18 protein-coding genes are annotated in these 17112 nt (G+C 55.8%); 15 read left to right on the top strand and 3 right to left on the bottom strand.

Annotation, left to right across the window (positions count from 1 at the left end):
* Positions 1 to 16: 16 nt before the first annotated feature.
* The 6 genes from HOP44_RS13225 (at position 17) to HOP44_RS13200 (ending at position 6516) form a co-directional block, all read left to right on the top strand.
* Entirely contained in the window at positions 17 to 1525 is a 1509-nt protein-coding gene (locus HOP44_RS13225; protein WP_172254065.1) for an ABC transporter substrate-binding protein, read from the top strand.
* Between the two features lie 15 nt (positions 1526 to 1540).
* On the top strand, positions 1541 to 2428 hold the full coding sequence (locus tag HOP44_RS13220; protein ID WP_172254063.1) for a carbohydrate ABC transporter permease: 888 nt from the start codon (positions 1541 to 1543) through the stop codon (positions 2426 to 2428).
* Positions 2425 to 3294 carry a carbohydrate ABC transporter permease gene (locus HOP44_RS13215; RefSeq protein WP_172254061.1) on the top strand — a complete coding sequence of 290 codons (870 nt, stop codon included), beginning with the start codon at positions 2425 to 2427 and terminating at the stop codon, positions 3292 to 3294. Before HOP44_RS13220 ends, HOP44_RS13215 begins: the two co-directional genes overlap by 4 nt.
* A 25-nt stretch (positions 3295 to 3319) precedes the next feature.
* Entirely contained in the window at positions 3320 to 4273 is a 954-nt protein-coding gene (locus HOP44_RS13210) for a carbohydrate kinase family protein (RefSeq protein WP_172254059.1), read from the top strand.
* 38 nt (positions 4274 to 4311) lie between these two features.
* Entirely contained in the window at positions 4312 to 5781 is a 1470-nt protein-coding gene (gtfA, locus tag HOP44_RS13205) for a sucrose phosphorylase (RefSeq protein ID WP_172254057.1), read from the top strand.
* Between the two features lie 165 nt (positions 5782 to 5946).
* Positions 5947 to 6516, top strand: a complete 570-nt coding sequence (locus HOP44_RS13200) for an SF0329 family protein (RefSeq protein WP_172254055.1) — start codon at positions 5947 to 5949, stop codon at positions 6514 to 6516.
* Positions 6517 to 6687: 171 nt separating this feature from the next.
* Here the strand turns inward: HOP44_RS13200 and HOP44_RS13195 are convergent, their stop codons facing one another.
* From HOP44_RS13195 to HOP44_RS23280, 3 genes are all read right to left on the bottom strand, one after another.
* The gene (locus HOP44_RS13195; protein WP_172254053.1) at positions 6688 to 6894 is read right to left on the bottom strand and encodes a DUF2536 family protein; all 207 of its coding nucleotides are present in this window, start codon (positions 6892 to 6894) and stop codon (positions 6688 to 6690) included.
* An 83-nt stretch (positions 6895 to 6977) separates the two neighbouring features.
* Positions 6978 to 7127, bottom strand: a complete 150-nt coding sequence (locus tag HOP44_RS13190) for a winged helix-turn-helix transcriptional regulator (protein ID WP_425501872.1) — start codon at positions 7125 to 7127, stop codon at positions 6978 to 6980.
* Positions 7079 to 7207: a hypothetical protein gene (locus HOP44_RS23280; protein WP_425501873.1), complete on the bottom strand. Its 129-nt coding sequence runs from the start codon at positions 7205 to 7207 to the stop codon at positions 7079 to 7081. Before HOP44_RS23280 ends, HOP44_RS13190 begins: the two co-directional genes overlap by 49 nt.
* 131 nt (positions 7208 to 7338) lie before the next feature.
* On the opposite strand from HOP44_RS23280, the gene HOP44_RS13185 reads away from it, so the two are divergent.
* The 9 genes from HOP44_RS13185 to HOP44_RS13145 all read left to right on the top strand — a co-directional run bounded on the left by HOP44_RS13185 (position 7339) and on the right by HOP44_RS13145 (position 16985).
* Positions 7339 to 7692: a Rossmann-fold NAD(P)-binding domain-containing protein gene (locus tag HOP44_RS13185; protein WP_172254051.1), complete on the top strand. Its 354-nt coding sequence runs from the start codon at positions 7339 to 7341 to the stop codon at positions 7690 to 7692.
* Between the two features lie 32 nt (positions 7693 to 7724).
* Complete coding sequence (locus HOP44_RS13180) at positions 7725 to 7868, top strand: hypothetical protein (protein ID WP_172254049.1); 144 nt, start codon at positions 7725 to 7727, stop codon at positions 7866 to 7868.
* A gap of 561 nt (positions 7869 to 8429) precedes the next feature.
* Positions 8430 to 9635 carry a Bcr/CflA family efflux MFS transporter gene (locus HOP44_RS13175; protein ID WP_172195885.1) on the top strand — a complete coding sequence of 402 codons (1206 nt, stop codon included), beginning with the start codon at positions 8430 to 8432 and terminating at the stop codon, positions 9633 to 9635.
* 195 nt (positions 9636 to 9830) lie between these two features.
* The gene (locus HOP44_RS13170) at positions 9831 to 10931 is read left to right on the top strand and encodes an acyltransferase family protein (RefSeq protein WP_172254047.1); all 1101 of its coding nucleotides are present in this window, start codon (positions 9831 to 9833) and stop codon (positions 10929 to 10931) included.
* A 290-nt stretch (positions 10932 to 11221) separates the two neighbouring features.
* Positions 11222 to 12604, top strand: a complete 1383-nt coding sequence (locus HOP44_RS13165; RefSeq protein ID WP_172254045.1) for an amino acid permease — start codon at positions 11222 to 11224, stop codon at positions 12602 to 12604.
* Positions 12605 to 13206: 602 nt separating this feature from the next.
* Positions 13207 to 13848 (top strand): CBS domain-containing protein, encoded by a 642-nt coding sequence (locus HOP44_RS13160; protein WP_172254043.1) that lies wholly within the window; start codon positions 13207 to 13209, stop codon positions 13846 to 13848.
* 18 nt (positions 13849 to 13866) lie between these two features.
* A complete protein-coding gene (locus HOP44_RS13155) occupies positions 13867 to 14670 on the top strand; it encodes a pyruvate, water dikinase regulatory protein (protein WP_172254041.1) in 804 nt (267 codons plus the stop codon).
* An 80-nt stretch (positions 14671 to 14750) separates the two neighbouring features.
* A complete protein-coding gene (gene glpX, locus HOP44_RS13150) occupies positions 14751 to 15755 on the top strand; it encodes a class II fructose-bisphosphatase (RefSeq protein WP_172254039.1) in 1005 nt (334 codons plus the stop codon).
* A 330-nt stretch (positions 15756 to 16085) separates the two neighbouring features.
* Positions 16086 to 16985 carry a cation diffusion facilitator family transporter gene (locus tag HOP44_RS13145; protein ID WP_172254037.1) on the top strand — a complete coding sequence of 300 codons (900 nt, stop codon included), beginning with the start codon at positions 16086 to 16088 and terminating at the stop codon, positions 16983 to 16985.
* Positions 16986 to 17112: the final 127 nt, after the last annotated feature.

The raw sequence follows: 17112 nt of genomic DNA, 5'->3' as shown, positions 1-17112 counted from the left end.
TGGGAGGTCAATAGGCATGGGGATGAAAGGGACATGGAGAAGATGGACGGCCGGCGCGGCCGGCCTTGCGCTCGGAACCTTGCTGCTTTCCGGCTGCGGAAGTCAGGAAGCAAAAGCGCCGACAAGCTACGACTTTTATATTTTCAACGGCAAATCGGAAAACGCGGAAGCGATGGAAGAGGTTGTCGATCGATATGAAGCGGAAACGGGTCTTACGATCAGACTGTTTTCGCTCGGCACGACTGACGTTGCGGAAACGCTTCGGTCCGAGATGAACTCAAGCGCCAAGCCGGCCCTGTTCTCCACGAATATTGGAGGCGTGATGGAGTGGTCCGAAAGCGGAGCGATTCTCGATTTGAATGAAGCCTCTGACCCTGAACTGAAGGCGCTTGCAGCTGAGGTGCCCGAACCGCTCCGTCTCAGTGCGGACGGTTCGCAGAACTACGGAATTCCATACAACATCGAAGGCTACGGCTTGATCGTCGATACGCGGATGGTTGAGGAACTGTTCAATCTGGACAATCCCGATTCTTTCCTCGAAGACTTCAAAGCGGCGACCTACGATGAGTTCGAAAATCTCGTGAACGGGGTAGACGCGTATATCACAAACAATCAAGCGGGCGACGTGACATTGAACGGTGAGACTTATACGTTCGCCCCTTCGAAAACGGAGCTTACTTCGCAGTTGACCGGCGTATTCGCCGAAGCCGGCGCGGAGAAATGGACCTACGGCGACCATATGGGCAACATGGCAATGAACGCGGTGTTCAGCAGCGCCGTCGATGCAAGAAACGCATCGGAGGAACAAGTGGATGAGCTGCAGGCACCGCTGGAAAAGCTCGCGCAGACGCTTGATCTGTATTCGTTACATGCGGCCGGCATGAACGGCCCGCTGGAGCGCGGCCCGTCTTACATTAATTCCTCTACAGCGAGCTACGACGTGTCGGTACAGCTTTTTTCCGGCGGCAAAGCGCTATTTTTGAAGCAGGGGAACTGGGTCTATCCGAACATCGAGAAGCTGAATCCGGACATCCTGCCGACGCTGACCTTCCTGCCGATCAAGCTGCCGCTTGAGCAGAGCGATATTAAGATTGAAGGGCTCACCGTAGAGCAGTTCAATCAATCCGTACCGCAGTTCGTTCCTTCTTATTATGCGATTAACACCAGAGTGACGCAGCGCGAGCAGGAGTTGGCGCAGCAGTTTCTCGTCTGGCTCAACACGACGGAAGAAGGCCGACGTACGATCGTGGAAGATTTCCAATTCATTCCGTATAACGCGGATGAAAATGTGAAGTTCGAAAATACGCTCAATAATTCGCTGATCGAATACCAGTTGGCCGGCAATACCCTCTCTAACCCGTTCAACGGTTCGCCGGCGGGCGGCGCTTATTGGGGACAAGAAGTATTCGGTTCGATTTTGCAGGAACGCTATTACAACCGCGCAGGCGAATGGACGCCAGAAGATTACCGCACGATCGCCGAACAAGCTGTCCAAGGCTGGAAAGACGTCATGTATGAAACATAGAGGGAGGCTGCATCGATGAGTGGTTACTATAAAAAATGGTTTTGGCCTTTGGCGCTGCCTGGTCTGATCTTGTTCGCAGCTGTCGTGCTGGTGCCGTTCCTGATCGGGCTGTTCTATTCGTTCACGGCATGGCGCGGTACGTACTTCGTCGGCGGAAGCGCCTGGTCTTCTTTTGTGGGGCTGGAAAATTACGCGCGTATTTTCCAAAGCCGACAGTTCCTGCACTCGCTGGTGTACACGCTGCAGTTCACGGCGATGGCTGTGATCTCGATTAGCGTCGCGGGACTGCTGCTGGCACTGATGCTTGATTACGCAGGGAAGCGAGTTGCGCTGTTTCGCACGATCTTTTTCCTGCCGAACCTGTTGGGCGGACTTGCTCTCGGCTTTATCTGGCAGTTCATTTACCAGAACGTCTTCAACCGGATATTCGGCGAAGGCGGACTGAATATCGAGTTTCTGACCAACATGACTCAGGATTCGACGAAAAATCTGTTTGCCCTCGTGATCATGGTCACCTGGCAGATGGCCGGCTACATGATGATTATTTTTATTGCCGGACTGAATAACATTCCCCGCGACCTGTACGAAGCCGGCTCGCTCGACGGAGTGAATATGTGGACCAAGTTCCGCTATATTACGCTGCCGATGCTGATGCCGTCGATTACGATCGTCCTGTTCCTGACTCTGGCCAGCAGCCTGAAGCTGCTCGATCAGAACGTCGCGCTGACGAATGGATCGTTCAATACGTCGATGCTGTCGCTGCAGATTCTGCGGACTGTCCGCTATACGCAGCCGCCGGATTACGGACAAGCACAGGCTCAGGCTGTCGTCTTCTTTATTCTGGTCGCCATTATCGGTCTGATTCAAGTCTATATCACGAAGAAAAAGGAGGTGGACGCATGATTCGCGCGGCTTCTTCGCCCGATGTTCACAAGCGTTCCGTCCGTATGCCGGGCGGCAGGATTGCGGTGTACGCGGTTCTGACCCTGATTGCATTGGGTACCCTGTTTCCGCTCCTGTTCCTGTCCATCAATTCGTTCAAAGACCAGGGAGCGATCGTCGCCGAGCCGATGGCACTGCCGAAGGACTGGTCGTTCGTCTATATTTCGGAGGCCCTTTCCCAAATTAACTTTGGCCAGGCTGCGTTTATCACGGCAGGCATTACGATTTTGTCAGTCGGCCTGATCGTGTTCTGCTCTTCGCTGCTGTCCTGGATGCTCGTACGCAACAACTCGACCAGCAGCCGGGGTTTGCTGCTGGTGCTCACGGCGGCTATGCTGGTACCGTTCCAATCGCTGATGTACCCGCTTATTCATCAATTCGAGTCGTTCGGCCTCAAAAATCTTCCGGGATTGATCCTGATGTACGGAGGCTTCGGCCTGGGTATGTCGGTCTTCCTGTATCACGGCTTTATGCGCAGCGTTCCGCTGGCGCTCGAAGAAGCGGCATTGATCGACGGTGCGAGCATCGGCAGCCTGTTTTTCCGGATTGTGTTCCCGCTGGTGCAGCCGATTACCGTAACGGTCATCATCCTGAATTCGCTCTGGATCTGGAACGACTATCTGCTGCCGTTTCTCGTGCTGGGCAACGCGGAACATAAAACGCTGACGCTGGAGCTGTATTATGCCAAAATGCTCGCCGGACAGTTCAGCAATCCGTGGGAATTGATCTTCCCGGCCGTGCTCGGGTCGATCATTCCGATCGTCGTGCTGTATGTGTTCCTGCAAAAGTACTTCATCAAAGGCGTAACTGAAGGAGCCGTTAAATAATCGTATGGGCAGGGAGAGTGATCGGATGCTGAGCCTGAATGACAGTTTTCGTTTTCCGGAGAAACCGAATGATATTTTGACGGTCGGCGAGCTGCTCGTCGATCTGATCTCCGGCGGATACGGCGAGGAAGGCGGTTCCGATTACCGGCGATTCTTCGGCGGGTCTCCGTCTAACATTGCGATGAACGTGAAGAAATTGGGTGTTCGTCCGGTCGTCGCTTCGGCGGTGGGCGAAGACAAGTTCGGACGGTTTCTCGTCCGGCGGCTGGAAGAAGAAGGCGTCGATACGTCCTGCGTGCAGAAGACTGCCGGATCGACCAGTTTGGTCGTCGTCGGCCGAAGCCGGGGCACGCCGGTGCCAATCTTCTACAGAGATGCGGATTATCGGCTGGCCTATACCGAAGGGCTGCAAACCGCGCTTGGAAATTCGAAGATCCTGCATTTTTCCTGTTGGCCGGTCTCTCGGACGCCGGCACGCGGGACCATCGAACGGCTGATCCGGCAGGCCCAAGCGGACGGAACATTGATCGGCTTCGACCCCAATTACCATCCGGCGATCTGGCAGGAAGGCGAAGACGGAATCGAATACATGAAGTCGCTGATCGGCCGGGCCGATATCGTAAAACCGTCCGAAGACGATGCGGAGCGATTGTTCGGACGCGATACGCCCGATCGGCAGCTGGAAAAGTTTCTGGCACTCGGTGCCAAGCTTGTCATTTTGACGCTGGGCAGTGCCGGCGCGCTGGTCTCGGACGGAACAGAGACGCTGAAGCTGCCAACGCTGGCTTCGGAAGTGATCGACACGACAGGAGCGGGCGATGCGTTTTGGTCGGGATTTTATACGGCTCTGATCAAGGAGTATACGCTGAAAAGGGCTTTGATGCTGGGGTTTGCGGTCAGCGCCTACAAGCTGCGCCATATGGGCGCGGTGGTGGATCTACCGAAGCTTGAAGAGATTGAAAAGCAGTTTGCGCTCTAAAAAAAGGCAGTCCATCTTTCAACAAAGGGAGGATTTCTATGGCTATCAACAATCAGGTTCAGCTGATCACCTATCCCGACTCGCTTGGCGGCGATCTCAAAACGCTGCATCACGTACTGGATCGTCATTTTCCGGATGTTTTTAAGGGCGGTTTGCATATTCTTCCGCCTTTTCCTTCTTCAGGCGACCGGGGGTTTGCGCCGCTGACCTATCTGGAGATCGAACCGGCATTCGGTACATGGGAAGACATGCGGAAGTTGGGAGAAGACTACGATATCCTGGTCGACCTGATGGTCAACCATATCTCGCAGAAGTCCGAATACTTCCAAGATTTTCTTCGTCACGGGCGGGCTTCGAAATACGCAGACCTGTTCATTACGCTGGACAAGCTGTGGGCGGACGGAGATCCGGTACAGTCCGATATCGACAAAATGTTTTTGCGCCGGCCGCTGCCGTATTCGGCGTTCACAATCGAAGATACAGGGCAAGAAGAACGGGTATGGACGACATTCGGCAAGACGGATCCGTCTGAACAGATCGATTTCGACGTAAAGTCGGAAGCGGTAAAGTCGCTGCTGAGAGAGTTTTTCGAAAACTTCAAACGTCAGAACGTCAAGATCGTTCGGCTTGATGCAGTCGGTTATATAGCCAAGAAGCTGGGAACGGGCTGCTTCTTCGTTGAGCCGGAGATTTACGAATTTTTGGACTGGATTATGGAACTGGCAGAGTCGCTGGACATCGAGCTTCTTCCGGAAGTCCATTCCCACTACTCGATCCAGTACAAACTGGCCGAGAGAGGGTATTGGATCTACGATTTTATTCTGCCTTACCGCGTACTCGACACGCTGGTGAACCGTTCGAGCGGCGCGCTGCTGGAGTATTTGAAAAATCGTCCGGCCAAGCAGTTCACCATGCTGGACTGCCACGACGGCATTCCGGTCAAGCCGGATCTCGACGGCTTGATCGATACCGGAGATGCGCGCCGCCTGGTCGATACCTGCCTGGAGCGCGGATCCAACTTAAGTCTGATCGTATCAGACGATCATAAAGACGCGGACGGCTTCGACGTTCATCAAATTCGCTGCAGCTATTATTCGGTGCTGAACAGCGACGACGACGCCTATCTGGCGGCGAGAGCGATTCAATTCTTCACGCCGGGTATTCCGCAGGTCTATTATGTCGGTCTGCTGGCCGGAGAAAATGATACGGAAAACGTGGAGAAAACCGGCGAAGGCCGGGAGATTAACCGTCATAACTTTACGTTGGAAGAAATCGAACAATCGGTAGAAAAAGAGGTCGTACAGCGTCTGCTCGACTTGATTCGCTTCCGTAACGAGTACGGTGCGTTCAACGGTGACTTTGAAGCATTGAGTTCGGCCGACGATGAAGTCCGGCTGCGCTGGACGAAGGACAAGCTTTTCTGCGAATTGTTCGTCGATCTAAAAACGGGCGAATCGGTCATCGATTATTTCAATGAAGAAAGCGGAATTGCCCGTTACCGGATCTAGGAACAAAATCATGCTAAGGTTAAATGAAAACGTGCTAAAATAGAGGATCGGATCAACGAAGACCGGGACAGTCCGGCTCCGTCAATCCGATCCTCTTTTTCGAGTGCCATCTTTTCCTTCATTATTCAATCCGATCCCATTCTATTTCAAATTAGGAGGACCCTTATGTCCTGGAGCAAATTGCAGCAGCAGCTGGAGAGCTTTCTCGCGCCCGCGTTAAAAGGCACGGTCGAATACCGGTCGACCAGCTATCGTTACGTCCCCGACAAAGCCGGTACCTGCCACATCACGGTGGACAAGAAGAATATTCTCAACATGGGCGACAAGTCCAACTTTATCCGCTGGTACCAAAGCGAGATCGAGATCAAGAATGATCCGAGCCTCGACATTCCGGTGACCGAAGCGGAGATCGAAGCCGTGCGCAGCGGTGCCAAAGGCCCGATCCCGGAAGATCGCTTGAAAGTGATGGCTGCAAGCCGCAAAGCGACGGAACATGCCAAAGAGCTGTTGGCCGCGCAGGCGACGCTGACCAAGTCGAACTTCGTCGCGACGGCGAACAAGTTTCTGGCTTCTTCTATTGAAGAAAGTCTGGAGAGCCGCGATATTCTGCTTAACATCCTGGCTTTGGTCGATAAACGGGTCGGCAAAAAGCGTATCCTGAACATGTCCGAAGCGGTCAAGCTGAAGCATCCGATCGTGCAGTATTTTTACGAGCTGCGGCGCCGGACGGTGTAAGCCGGGCGGTCGGATTACTTCGGACCGGCGGCGTTATGAAGAACACAGACAGCGGCCCAAAAAAGCCCGGACGGCGCGAGATTCGCGCGGCTCGGGCTTTTTTTCGATACTCGATGTTCATGCGCATGTTCGATGCCGGGTGCGGCAAAATCAGGAACGGATTCGCTCCGTTTAATTCGCCGCAAAATGCACGACCGCGCTGTACAGCATTTTGTTGCGGATCGGGTCGAACGTAACCTGGTGCTGAACCTGCTTCACCCGAAGCAGCATTCCCTTGTTGATCTCGACGCGTTCGTCGATCGCGCGTTCCAGCTCGCGGAAGTCGTAGGTTTGCAGGCATTCGACTTTGTCTTTGATCATGTCCAGAATGATTCCCATGCGGTTGCAGATCTCCTTTTCGATACGGCCCTTATTAAGGGGTTCGCCTATTCGGCCGCGGATTCGTCCATGTGCTCGAGGCCCTAATCCTGCAGGTGCAGCAGGATCGAGGTCAAACTTTTTCCTTGTGGCGTCAACGAGTATTCGACTTTGGGCGGGACCTCCGGATAGACGGTGTGGTCGATCAGTCCGTCTCGCGCGTCAGCAGCTGATACAAGACCAGGAGCTTCCATTTGCCGCCGATCAGGTTGACCGTGAATTCGACCGGGCAGCTGCTGCACGAATCGAGCGTTCCGAAATTCCATCCCATCACCTCCGGGGTATCCCGCGGGATACGTAATATCTACAAAGTCCGTACTTACATAAAGTTTACTTGTTTCTTATGATAAGTACAACGGCAGATTCGAAATCGGCCTAAACGATACTTGGAAAAGGGATTATGAAATGACGGAAACCATTTTGGTCTATGGGGCTTCGGTTGTACAGGGCGGAGCCGTAGCGCGTTTGCTCGTGAAGCCGAACCTGTATCTGGAAAACCTGCTTATCCCGGGCTTGGTCTCGAACGGCGTGTTCGCTTACCCGGTTCCGGCCGACAAGCCGACCGCGTGGATCCGCTCGGAAGACGCGGCGCGGTATCATGCCCATGCGCTGAACCATCCGGAACTTGCGGGCCGGACGCTGATCGCGGCCGGAGCCGAAGGTCTGACGGGCAGTCAGATGGCCGAACGGTTCGGCGAACCGGCAGGCGAGACGGTCGACTTCCATTCGCTGGCGTTCGACGACTTCCAGGGGCGCTGACGCCGGTACTGGGCGAGGCGCAGGCCGCGGGCATGACCGATTTCTATCGCTGGATCATCGGCACCCATATCGACACGCTGAACCAAGCCGAAAGGTCCGAAGTATCCGGCCTGCACGTGATGCCGGTGTCGGAATGGCTGAAGCAGCCGAGCATTGCGTCGGCGTTCCGTGGGTAACGGGAAGCCTCGAAGAACCGGTTAAGGAACCGAAACTGTGAAAAAGGCATCCGCGAACTGCGGATGTCCTTTTTGTGCGGGAGCAGAGAAATAGACCGATACGGAGTAGAAGGGCCGCTCAAATGAAGTTAGCGATTGACCACTTCCTTATTTATCTTTATACTTCATCTGGAAAAGGATGAATATATAAATCGTGGGAAGTGGTGGGGAAGATGAAGGTAATCGGAATTATCTTAATTATTTTTGGGGTTCTTGCTATGTTGTTAGGGAGCATGATGTATGGAGATATTGGGGTTTCCGCGATGATTGGAGCTATTACAGCCGTGTTATCCGGAATAGGATTTTTGATCAGTTCCAAAAAACCTAAAATCCAGTAGCCTTTTTATCCAACAAAGCCAAACACCTCCGGCATACGTCGGGGGTATTTGGGCAGTTTGGATCATATACGCCCCTGCCAGATCCGACCCATAAGGACATGCGTCGTTGACACCCTTTCTCCGTGCTTATACAATTCCTTCTATGATTATTCATAGTCTGCACGGAAAAGGAGAACTTACATTCATGCTGCAAAACCCCACGGGCCGCGAACGTCTCGGTCTTGCCCTGCTGCTGTCCACGCTTGGCATTCTCGGTCCGCTCAACATCGATATGTACCTGCCGAGCTTTCCCGGCATCGCCCTGGATCTCGGCGCCCAGGCGTCGCTCGTCCAGCTCAGCCTGACCGCCTGCCTGATCGGGCTTGCGATCGGCCAGATCATCGTCGGCCCGATCAGCGACGCGCGGGGGCGGCGCGGGCCGCTGCTGATCTCGCTGCTGCTGTTCGCGGCTTCGTCCGTCATGTGCGCGCTGTCGACCAGCATCGAGATGCTGATCGCGGCCCGCTTCCTGCAGGGACTGACCGCTTCGGGCGGGATCGTCCTGTCCCGGGCCATCGTGCGCGACGTGTTCAGCGGCCGCGAACTGACGCAGTTCTTCTCGCTGCTGATGGTCATCAACGCCGTCGCGCCGCTGCTTGCGCCGATCGCCGGCGGGGTCGTGCTGCTGCTGCCGGGCTCAAGCTGGCACACCATTTTCTATGTGCTGGGCCTGCTCGGTTTTCTGATCCTGCTCACCGTCGGCTTCAAGCTCAAGGAGACGCTGCCGCCGGAGAAAAGGGTGCCGAGTACGATCGGCCATTCGCTTCGCACGATGGGCAGCCTGATGAAAGACCGTTCGTTCATGGGCTATGCCTTGACGCTCGGCTTTATTCACGGAGGCAGCTTCGCCTACGTGTCGGGCACGCCGTTCGTGTATCAGGAGATTTACGGCGTCTCGCCGCAGACATTCAGTATCCTGTTCGGCATCAACGGGATCGCGATTATCGCGGGCAGCTTCATTATCGGACGTTTCAGCCGGGTCGTCTCCGAACGCAGCCTGCTGCGGATCGGCGTCATCACGGCATCGAGCGCCACGCTGCTGCTGCTGATTGCGACGATCGTTCAGGGGCCGCTGTTCACGATCGTCGTGCCGCTCTTCATCTATATGATTACGATCGGGATCACGGCGACCAGCACATTTACGCTTGCGATCGCGCGCCAGGGCCACCGGGCGGGCAGCGCAAGCGCCGTGCTCGGCCTGTTCCCGCTGCTGATCGGCTCGCTCGTCTCGCCGCTTGTCGGCCTTGACGAGACGACGCCCGTGCCGATGGGGGCTCTCTTATTCGGGACGGCCCTGCTCGGAGCGGCTGCATTTTTCGCTTTGACCCGGGAGGACAAGAATCCTTTATAACGATCATTAAACCGCGCAGACTGAGTCTGTGCGGTTTTTTTGTGAAATCTTCCCGATTTTCTGAAAATTTCATTGACACTCGCCTTATCATACATTTACAATTCCTTCTAGGATTGATAGCGGAATCCAGTCGACCGGAGAGGGCTTGTCCTCGCAGCATGGCGGAACGAAAATGGGACACGGGGAGATGAAGAAATGATCGTAAGGAAAACGGAATACATACAAGAAGTAGGCCTGGTTCGGGTGGTCGCCTGCCTGAGCATCATTTTGCTTCATTCCATACAGTTTACGATCGGATTCGAATGGACCGAAGGCTCGCCCCTGTTGGATTATGCTTTGTTGACTGCAGCCGGTATTCTTGCTTTCGGCACGCCCGCTTTCGTTTTTATTTCGGAACTGCTGCTGTCCCGCTCCTATCCGGACCGCTTTCCCAAAGCTTTTTACAAAAAAAGAATCCTGATGATCCTTACTCCGTTTGTGTGTATGGCTGTTTTTTATGCGATTTTTGCGAATTATGACGATCCGGGCCGTCTCCCGTACGTCGTGGTGCTGAACTTGATGGGCGATTATCACGGTTGGTTTGTTCTGGTCGTCTTCCAGTTCTATGTGCTGCACCGGCTGTTCACGAAATTTCTGTCTCGGATCCCCGCCAAAGTCGTGCTGGCTGCGGCTTTTGTGATCAATGCGGCGTATCTGGCTTTCTTTAACTTCGTGAAACAGCCGTCCGGCGGCCGATTGATCTCGTTCGTCTGGGAGAGAGGCTACTGGGTTCCGTTTCTCGGCTGGATTTTCTATTTTTGCCTGGCTTATTACTGCGGGAGACGCTATGACGATTTTCTGGCGGCGCTCGACCGGTACAAGAGATGGATCGTAATCGGCACGCTGGTGGCCGCTGCGCCCGTGCTGTTCGTCAACTCCTTGAATGTGCTCGGTTTCGGTTCCAAAAGGGTCGATATGCTGCCGCTCAGCCTCATGCTGATTCTGCTGCTGTTTCTGATCGCTTTCAAAGTGAAGATCCGATCCAGGTGGCTTGATCTGATCGACAGCTGTTCATTTGGCATCTATCTGATCCATTACTTTTATCTGATGCTCTACAGCGGACTGCTGGATCGAACGGCCGACCTCGGCTACTTCGAAATCCCGCTCTTGTTTGCCGCCGCGCTGATTTCTTCGATCGTAACTGTTCTTGCGGTCAACAAACTTCCGTTCGGCAAGTATATCTTGGGCAGGGCGGGAGGAAGAACGGGTCGAAACGGTTCACCGGGTCTCGCAGCTCCTCAAAAGGCTCAAGGATAGCGGCGCGCCGGAAATATTTTTGTCTTTTTTTGCGGGACATGTAGGCTGAACGTTTTTTTGCGGGGTTTGATTTGAAAGGAAATCGGCTGAAGGTTTGTCTTTATTCAGTGTACAAATGTCCTTCTTACAGGCGATTCCGGGGCAAATGGCGTGATCTTTCCGGTTGTTTTTTCAAAATGCTTATCATAGAATTTGCTGGTGCGATTCGGCGGCGCTTTAGTGCATAATATCTCAAGCGCACGCCGGGTCCGGAGACATCGAAACAGCGAACTGACATGGGGGCATAAGGAATGGAAGAGAAACAATTGAGCCGGGGGCTGAAAGCCCGGCATATCGAGCTGATTGCGCTGGGAGGAACGATCGGGGTCGGCCTGTTCATGGGTTCTTCAAGTACGATCCAATGGGCGGGACCTTCCGTGCTGCTGGCCTACATGCTGGCGGGACTGGTCATGTTCTTGGTGATGCGGATCATGGGGGAGATGCTGATTGCCGAACCGGTGACCGGATCGTTCGCCACTTTCGCGCATAAATATATCCATCCGGTCGCGGGTTACCTGACAGCCTGGAGCTACTGGTTCCTGTGGGTGACGGTCGGCATGTCCGAGGTGACGGCGATCGGCATCTACTTCGGCTATTGGTACCCCGATATTCCGCAGTGGATTCCGGCGCTTGCCGGCGTAGGCATTATCGCGGCGGCGAACCTCGCGGCGGTCAAGTTCTACGGCGAATTCGAATTCTGGTTTGCGATGATCAAGGTCGTGGCGATCGCGGCGATGCTCATTCTCGGTACCGGCCTGATCTTCTTCGGCTGGGGCAACGGCGGCGTACCGGTCGGCTTCGAGAATCTGTATGCGCATGGCGGATTTTTCGCGGGCGGGTTAAAAGGGTTCCTGTTCGCGCTCTGTATCGTCACGGCGGCTTATCAGGGGATCGAGATGATCGGCATTACGGCAGGCGAAGCGGAGAATCCCAAAGTCACGCTGAAGCGCGCGATCAAAAATATCGTTTGGCGGATTCTTGTGTTTTACGTAGGCGCGATCTTCGTGATCGTGACCATCTATCCGTGGAACGAGGTCGGCGTGACCGGAAGTCCATTCGTGCTGACCTTCTCCAAAGTCGGCATCGTCGCGGCGGCGGGGATCATCAACTTTGTCGTATTGACCGCGGCGATGTCCGGCTGCAACAGCGGCATTTACAGCGCGGGCAGGATGCTGTTCACGCTGGCGGAGAACGGACAGGCGCCGAAATTTTTCGGAAAAATTTCCAACAGCGGCGTTCCGCGCAACAGTATCATGACGACGATTGGGCTGCTGCTGATCGGCGTCCTGCTGAACTATCTCATGCCGGACTCCAAGCTGTTTCTGTACATCTACAGCGCAAGCATTCTGCCGGGCATGGTTCCGTGGCTTGCGATGGCGATCGGACAGTTCCGCTTCCGGCAGGAGCATGCGGGCGAGATGGCCGGCCATCCGTTCAAGTCGCTCTTTTTTCCGGCGGCGAACTATTTCGTCATCGTCTTCCTGCTGCTGGTGCTGGTAGGGATGGTCATCAACACGGACACGCGAATTCCTCTTGCGGTCGGCGCGGGATTCATTCTGATTATGCTCGGCGCGTACTATTTGCTGGGGATGCGCAAGAAATACGGGAACGCGCACGGAGGTTCGGCCAAGTAACGGAGAAGTCCCCAACCACGGACATTCGCCGCTAAAGGAAAAAGATCTTATTCAGGATTATCGGGATCTGCCGATATTATTGCCGAGAGTACCGCGTATCAGCAGCAGGTTCAACGGACGATCTGGATTGTTCTGGCAGCAGCCATGGTTATTTCGGCTGCCGCAGGCAATGCATCCGATGTGCCGGGCGGCGTCCGTTCTTCGAAAGAAGGCGTCGAGGCGCTGGCGCGTTCGGCCGAGAAGTTCAAGCTGTAGAAATGATTCGGCTGCGGGGAACGGGGGAATCCGAAACCGGCAGTGACGGAAAAAGCGCCTTCGGGCGCTCTTTTTTGTGTAAACGGTTCATTTTGCTCTCACCAATCTTTTAAAGGCGTCATAATAGGTCTGATATAGTTGTATTTAGCGATAATATAGGTATAAAAAGACCTTTAAAAACGTATAAGTAAAATTAATATGATAATAATGCGTCATATATGTTTCATTTATATGATTAATGTCGTATTATATATCTACGCAGAGAGGCGCTCCGATTCTCCCGCAAGAACGGGAGCGGAAGTTCGAAGCCGCTTCTCGAAGCGAAAGCAGGAAAGCGGAGGGTAGCCGTGATTGAATTGACGGCAAGACAACTGAAGATCGTAGATATCGTCAAAAAGCAGGCTCCGATCACCGGCGAGCAAATCGCGGAGAATCTGGGGTCGTCCCGTCCGACGATCCGTTCGGATCTGTCGCTGCTGGTGATGCTGGAGTATATCGACGCCAAGCCGAAAGTCGGATATTTTCCGGGCCGTAAAGCGGCGGGCGGCGGAGACGGCGGCGACCGGATCAGGGAAGCGAAAGTCCGGGATATCCAGACCGTCCCGATCATCATCCGGGAGACGACGACCATTCAAGATGCGGTCGTTACGCTCTTTTTGCAGAATGTGGGGACACTCATCATCTGTGACGCGGAAGGCCGGCTGACGGGCGTGGCTTCGCGCAAAGACTTTCTCAAGGTGACGCTCGGCAATCCGGGTTCGGCTTCGATGCCGGTAAGCATGGTCATGACCCGTATCCCCAAAGTCGTGACCACGTCGCCGGATGAACCGGTGCTGGAAGCGGCGCACAAGATGATTATGCACGAGGTGGACAGTTTGCCGGTGATCAAGGTCGGCCCGGAAGAAGCGGGCGGCAGGCCGGCTATCGTAGGACGACTGACGAAGACGGCCATCGTTCAGCTTCTCCTCGACATCGAAATGACAAGGTAACGGGAGGATATGCACACGATGGGACAGGATGCGCCATTCATTACAATCTGCTCGGACTCCGTCGGCGACACGGCGGAAGCCGTCGTCCAGGCGGTTATTCACCAGTTCGAGCACCGGGACGTTTCGATCAAGCGCTACGGCAACGTCCGGCATGAGGACGAGCTGCGCAGGCTGATGGAAGAAGCGGCCAAGCACAAAGGCTTTGTGGCCTATACGCTGGTTCAACCGGAACTGCGCGAGACGATCCGGGAAGAAGCGGTCCGGCTGGACGTGCGCATCGTCGATATTATGGGGCCCATGATGCAGGCGTTTATCGATACCTTCAGCGGAGCGCCGCCGACGCGGCGTCCGGGCGTGCTGCGCCGAATGGACGAGAATTATTTCCGCCGGATGGAAGCGATCGAGTTTACGGTTGCCAGCGACGATGGGCGGGATCTCGGCGCGATGCTGGAAGCCGATCTCGTGCTGATGGGCATCTCGCGGACTTCGAAGACGCCGCTGGGCATTTTTCTCGCCCATCGGGGCCGGAAAGTCGTGAATTATCCCGTTGTCCCGGAGATCGCGCCGCCGCAGCAGCTGCTTGCGCTGCCGAGGGAGCGTCTGGTCGGTCTGACGATTGCGCCGGAAGCGATGCTTAAGATCCGTTCCGAGCGTCTGAAATCGATGGGTCTGCCGGTCGGTTCGCAGTACGACAGCCTGGAGCGGATCAAGGAAGAGCTGGAGTACGCCGAAGCGCTGTACGCCCGGCTCGGCTGCCTGGTTGTCGATATTACGGACAAAGCGATCGAAGAAACGGCCAGCCTGATTCTGGGCCATTTATAAACATTTATAAAGAAGAATCTATTTTTGAACGCGGGATACGGCCTAAGGCTGCCCGACGAACCGACTGGAGGGAATAGGAAATGGAACGTGAATTGACACTGGAAATTGTACGCGTAACGGAACTGGGTGCGCTGGCGGCGGCAAAGTGGGTAGGCCGGGGAGACAAAAACGCGGCGGACGGTGCGGCCACGACCGCGATTCGTTCGATGTTCGATTCCGTCTCCATCGACGGTACGGTCGTCATCGGCGAAGGTGAAATGGACGACGCTCCGATGCTGTATATCGGCGAGAAAGTCGGCAGCAAAGACGGCCCCGCCGTCGACGTCGCCGTCGATCCGCTCGAAGGCACGGAAGTCGTGGCCGCGGGACTGCACAACGCCCAGTCGGTTATCGCCATCGCGGAGAAAGGCAGCCTGCTGCATGCTCCCGACATTTACATGGAGAAGCTGGCCTGCGGGCCGGAACTGGCCGGCAAGTTGAGCCTGAACGATCCGGTCGAACTGACGCTGCAAAAAGCCGCGCATTATACCGGCCGCGCTTTGTCGGACTTGACCGTCATGGTGCTCGAGCGCGAGCGCCATGCCGATCTGATCGCCCGGCTGCGCGGCGCCGGCGTCCGGATCAAGCTGCTCGGCCACGGCGATGTGGCCGGCGCGATCGCGGCCGCGCTGCCAGGCAGCGGCGTGGACCTGTACCTCGGCTCCGGCGGCGCGCCGGAAGGCGTTCTGGCCGCGGCAGCCATGCGCTGCCTCGGCGGCGACATGCAGGGCCGTCTGCTGCCGGACGGGCCGTTCGAGAAGCAGCGCTGCGTCTCGATGGGGATCGAAGATCCGTCCCGCGTCCTGACGCTGACGGATATGGCCGGCACGGGCGATGTGCTGTTCGCGGCTACCGGGGTGACAAGCGGCGAGTTCCTCGACGGCGTTCGCCTGATCGGCAAAGACCGCGCCGAGACGCATTCCGTCATCATGCGCGCCAGCAGCCGGACGGTGCGTTATATCCGCAGCGTGCATTACCTGCCGCTCAAGCAGTTCCCGGCCGGATTGGCCGAACTGCCCGAGATCGGCCGGGCCGCTTCGCTGTAACGCTCCGCTGCCCTTTACAGGATTCGGGAGCGCTCGCATATCCTCTTCTTCCGCGGGGCTCCGCTTCGTGCGAAGCTCCGTCAAGCCGCCCGCGCGGCATCTCTGTGATCGACCTTATGGCCCCGCATTCCGATGCGGGGTTTTTTTTGGGATGAACCAAGGTATCGCTCCTTGCATCGTTGCCCAAGGTCAACAAAGTTTGGCCGCTAACAGACTATTAGACCGGGCTTACAACGTTCCCCCGCGGCTATAATGTTTCTCTAGACCCACTGCAAACCGGCTTGTTATGATGGAACAGGTTCAGGAGAAGCGGGTTTGGAGGCTGTGCGCATGGTAGATGTATACGAGAAAATCAAAGAAGGCGAGCGGGGGGCCTGGGTCAGTATTTTTGCTTATCTGATTCTGTCCGCACTCAAGCTGTCGATCGGCTATCTGTTTCTGTCCAGCGCGCTTCAGGCGGACGGATTAAATAATCTGACGGATATCGTGGCTTCGGTTGCGGTGCTGATCGGACTCAAGATTTCGCGCAAGCCGCCGGATGCCGACCATGCGTACGGCCATTTTCGCGCGGAAACGGTAGCGGCGCTGATTGCGTCGGTCATCATGGTTCTGGTCGGATTCGAAGTGCTGCTCGGCGCAGCCCGAACACTGACAGCCGGAAGCGGCGAAGCGCCGCAGGCCTGGGTGGCCGCCGTAGCCCTGGTGTGCGCGATCGCGATGTACGGCGTCTACCGGTATAACCGGGACCTGTCGCTCAAGACGGGCAGTCAAGCCTTGATGGCGGCGTCCAAAGACAATCTGTCGGATGCGCTGGTCAGTCTCGGTGCGGCGGTCGGGATTCTCGGTTCGCAGCTCGGCATGCCGTGGCTGGATGTCGTGACGGCGTTTGTCGTCGGCCTCATCATCTGCAAGACGGCCTGGGAGATTCTGCGCGATTCGCTGCACCGGCTTACCGACGGCTTCGACGAGAACGAACTGGCCGATATCCGAGGCACGATCGCAGGGGTGAGCGGCGTCGAAGAAGTCCGCGAAGTCAAAGCGCGTGTCAACGGCAGCCAGACCGTATTGGACGTTGTCGTCGAAGTCCCCCGCGATCTCAGCCTGGTCGAAGGGCACGATATTGCCGACCGGATCGAAGCGGAAATGAAAGACAAACACGGGATCAACTTTGTCAGCGTACATGTAGAGCCCATGGATAGGCGCACCGACAGAGAGGAAGCCGGCGAATAAGGACTTCTCCATCGCCGTGAGATTCTTGTTGGGCAGCCGTTTGGCGGTGCCAGGTGGCGCGGCCTAGCAAAAGGCTTCCGATTCCCCGCCGGGTTAATGGGGGATCGGAAGCCTTTTTGATTGGAAA

Origin of the sequence: Saccharibacillus deserti (assembly GCF_013618475.1) — a bacterium.
Taxonomy (GTDB): domain Bacteria; phylum Bacillota; class Bacilli; order Paenibacillales; family Paenibacillaceae; genus Saccharibacillus; species Saccharibacillus deserti.
This window is presented reverse-complemented; position numbering and strand designations above follow the sequence as displayed.

Coding starts and splice junctions, on each gene's coding strand:
- HOP44_RS13225 (WP_172254065.1), top strand. CDS start 17: ATGGGGATGAAAGGGACATGGAGAAGATGGACGGCCGGCGCGGCCGGC.
- HOP44_RS13220 (WP_172254063.1), top strand. CDS start 1,541: ATGAGTGGTTACTATAAAAAATGGTTTTGGCCTTTGGCGCTGCCTGGT.
- HOP44_RS13215 (WP_172254061.1), top strand. CDS start 2,425: ATGATTCGCGCGGCTTCTTCGCCCGATGTTCACAAGCGTTCCGTCCGT.
- HOP44_RS13210 (WP_172254059.1), top strand. CDS start 3,320: ATGCTGAGCCTGAATGACAGTTTTCGTTTTCCGGAGAAACCGAATGAT.
- gtfA (WP_172254057.1), top strand. CDS start 4,312: ATGGCTATCAACAATCAGGTTCAGCTGATCACCTATCCCGACTCGCTT.
- HOP44_RS13200 (WP_172254055.1), top strand. CDS start 5,947: ATGTCCTGGAGCAAATTGCAGCAGCAGCTGGAGAGCTTTCTCGCGCCC.
- HOP44_RS13195 (WP_172254053.1), bottom strand. CDS start 6,894: ATGGGAATCATTCTGGACATGATCAAAGACAAAGTCGAATGCCTGCAA.
- HOP44_RS13190 (WP_425501872.1), bottom strand. CDS start 7,127: ATGGAAGCTCCTGGTCTTGTATCAGCTGCTGACGCGCGAGACGGACTG.
- HOP44_RS13185 (WP_172254051.1), top strand. CDS start 7,339: ATGACGGAAACCATTTTGGTCTATGGGGCTTCGGTTGTACAGGGCGGA.
- HOP44_RS13180 (WP_172254049.1), top strand. CDS start 7,725: ATGACCGATTTCTATCGCTGGATCATCGGCACCCATATCGACACGCTG.
- HOP44_RS13175 (WP_172195885.1), top strand. CDS start 8,430: ATGCTGCAAAACCCCACGGGCCGCGAACGTCTCGGTCTTGCCCTGCTG.
- HOP44_RS13170 (WP_172254047.1), top strand. CDS start 9,831: ATGATCGTAAGGAAAACGGAATACATACAAGAAGTAGGCCTGGTTCGG.
- HOP44_RS13165 (WP_172254045.1), top strand. CDS start 11,222: ATGGAAGAGAAACAATTGAGCCGGGGGCTGAAAGCCCGGCATATCGAG.
- HOP44_RS13155 (WP_172254041.1), top strand. CDS start 13,867: ATGGGACAGGATGCGCCATTCATTACAATCTGCTCGGACTCCGTCGGC.
- glpX (WP_172254039.1), top strand. CDS start 14,751: ATGGAACGTGAATTGACACTGGAAATTGTACGCGTAACGGAACTGGGT.
- HOP44_RS13145 (WP_172254037.1), top strand. CDS start 16,086: ATGGTAGATGTATACGAGAAAATCAAAGAAGGCGAGCGGGGGGCCTGG.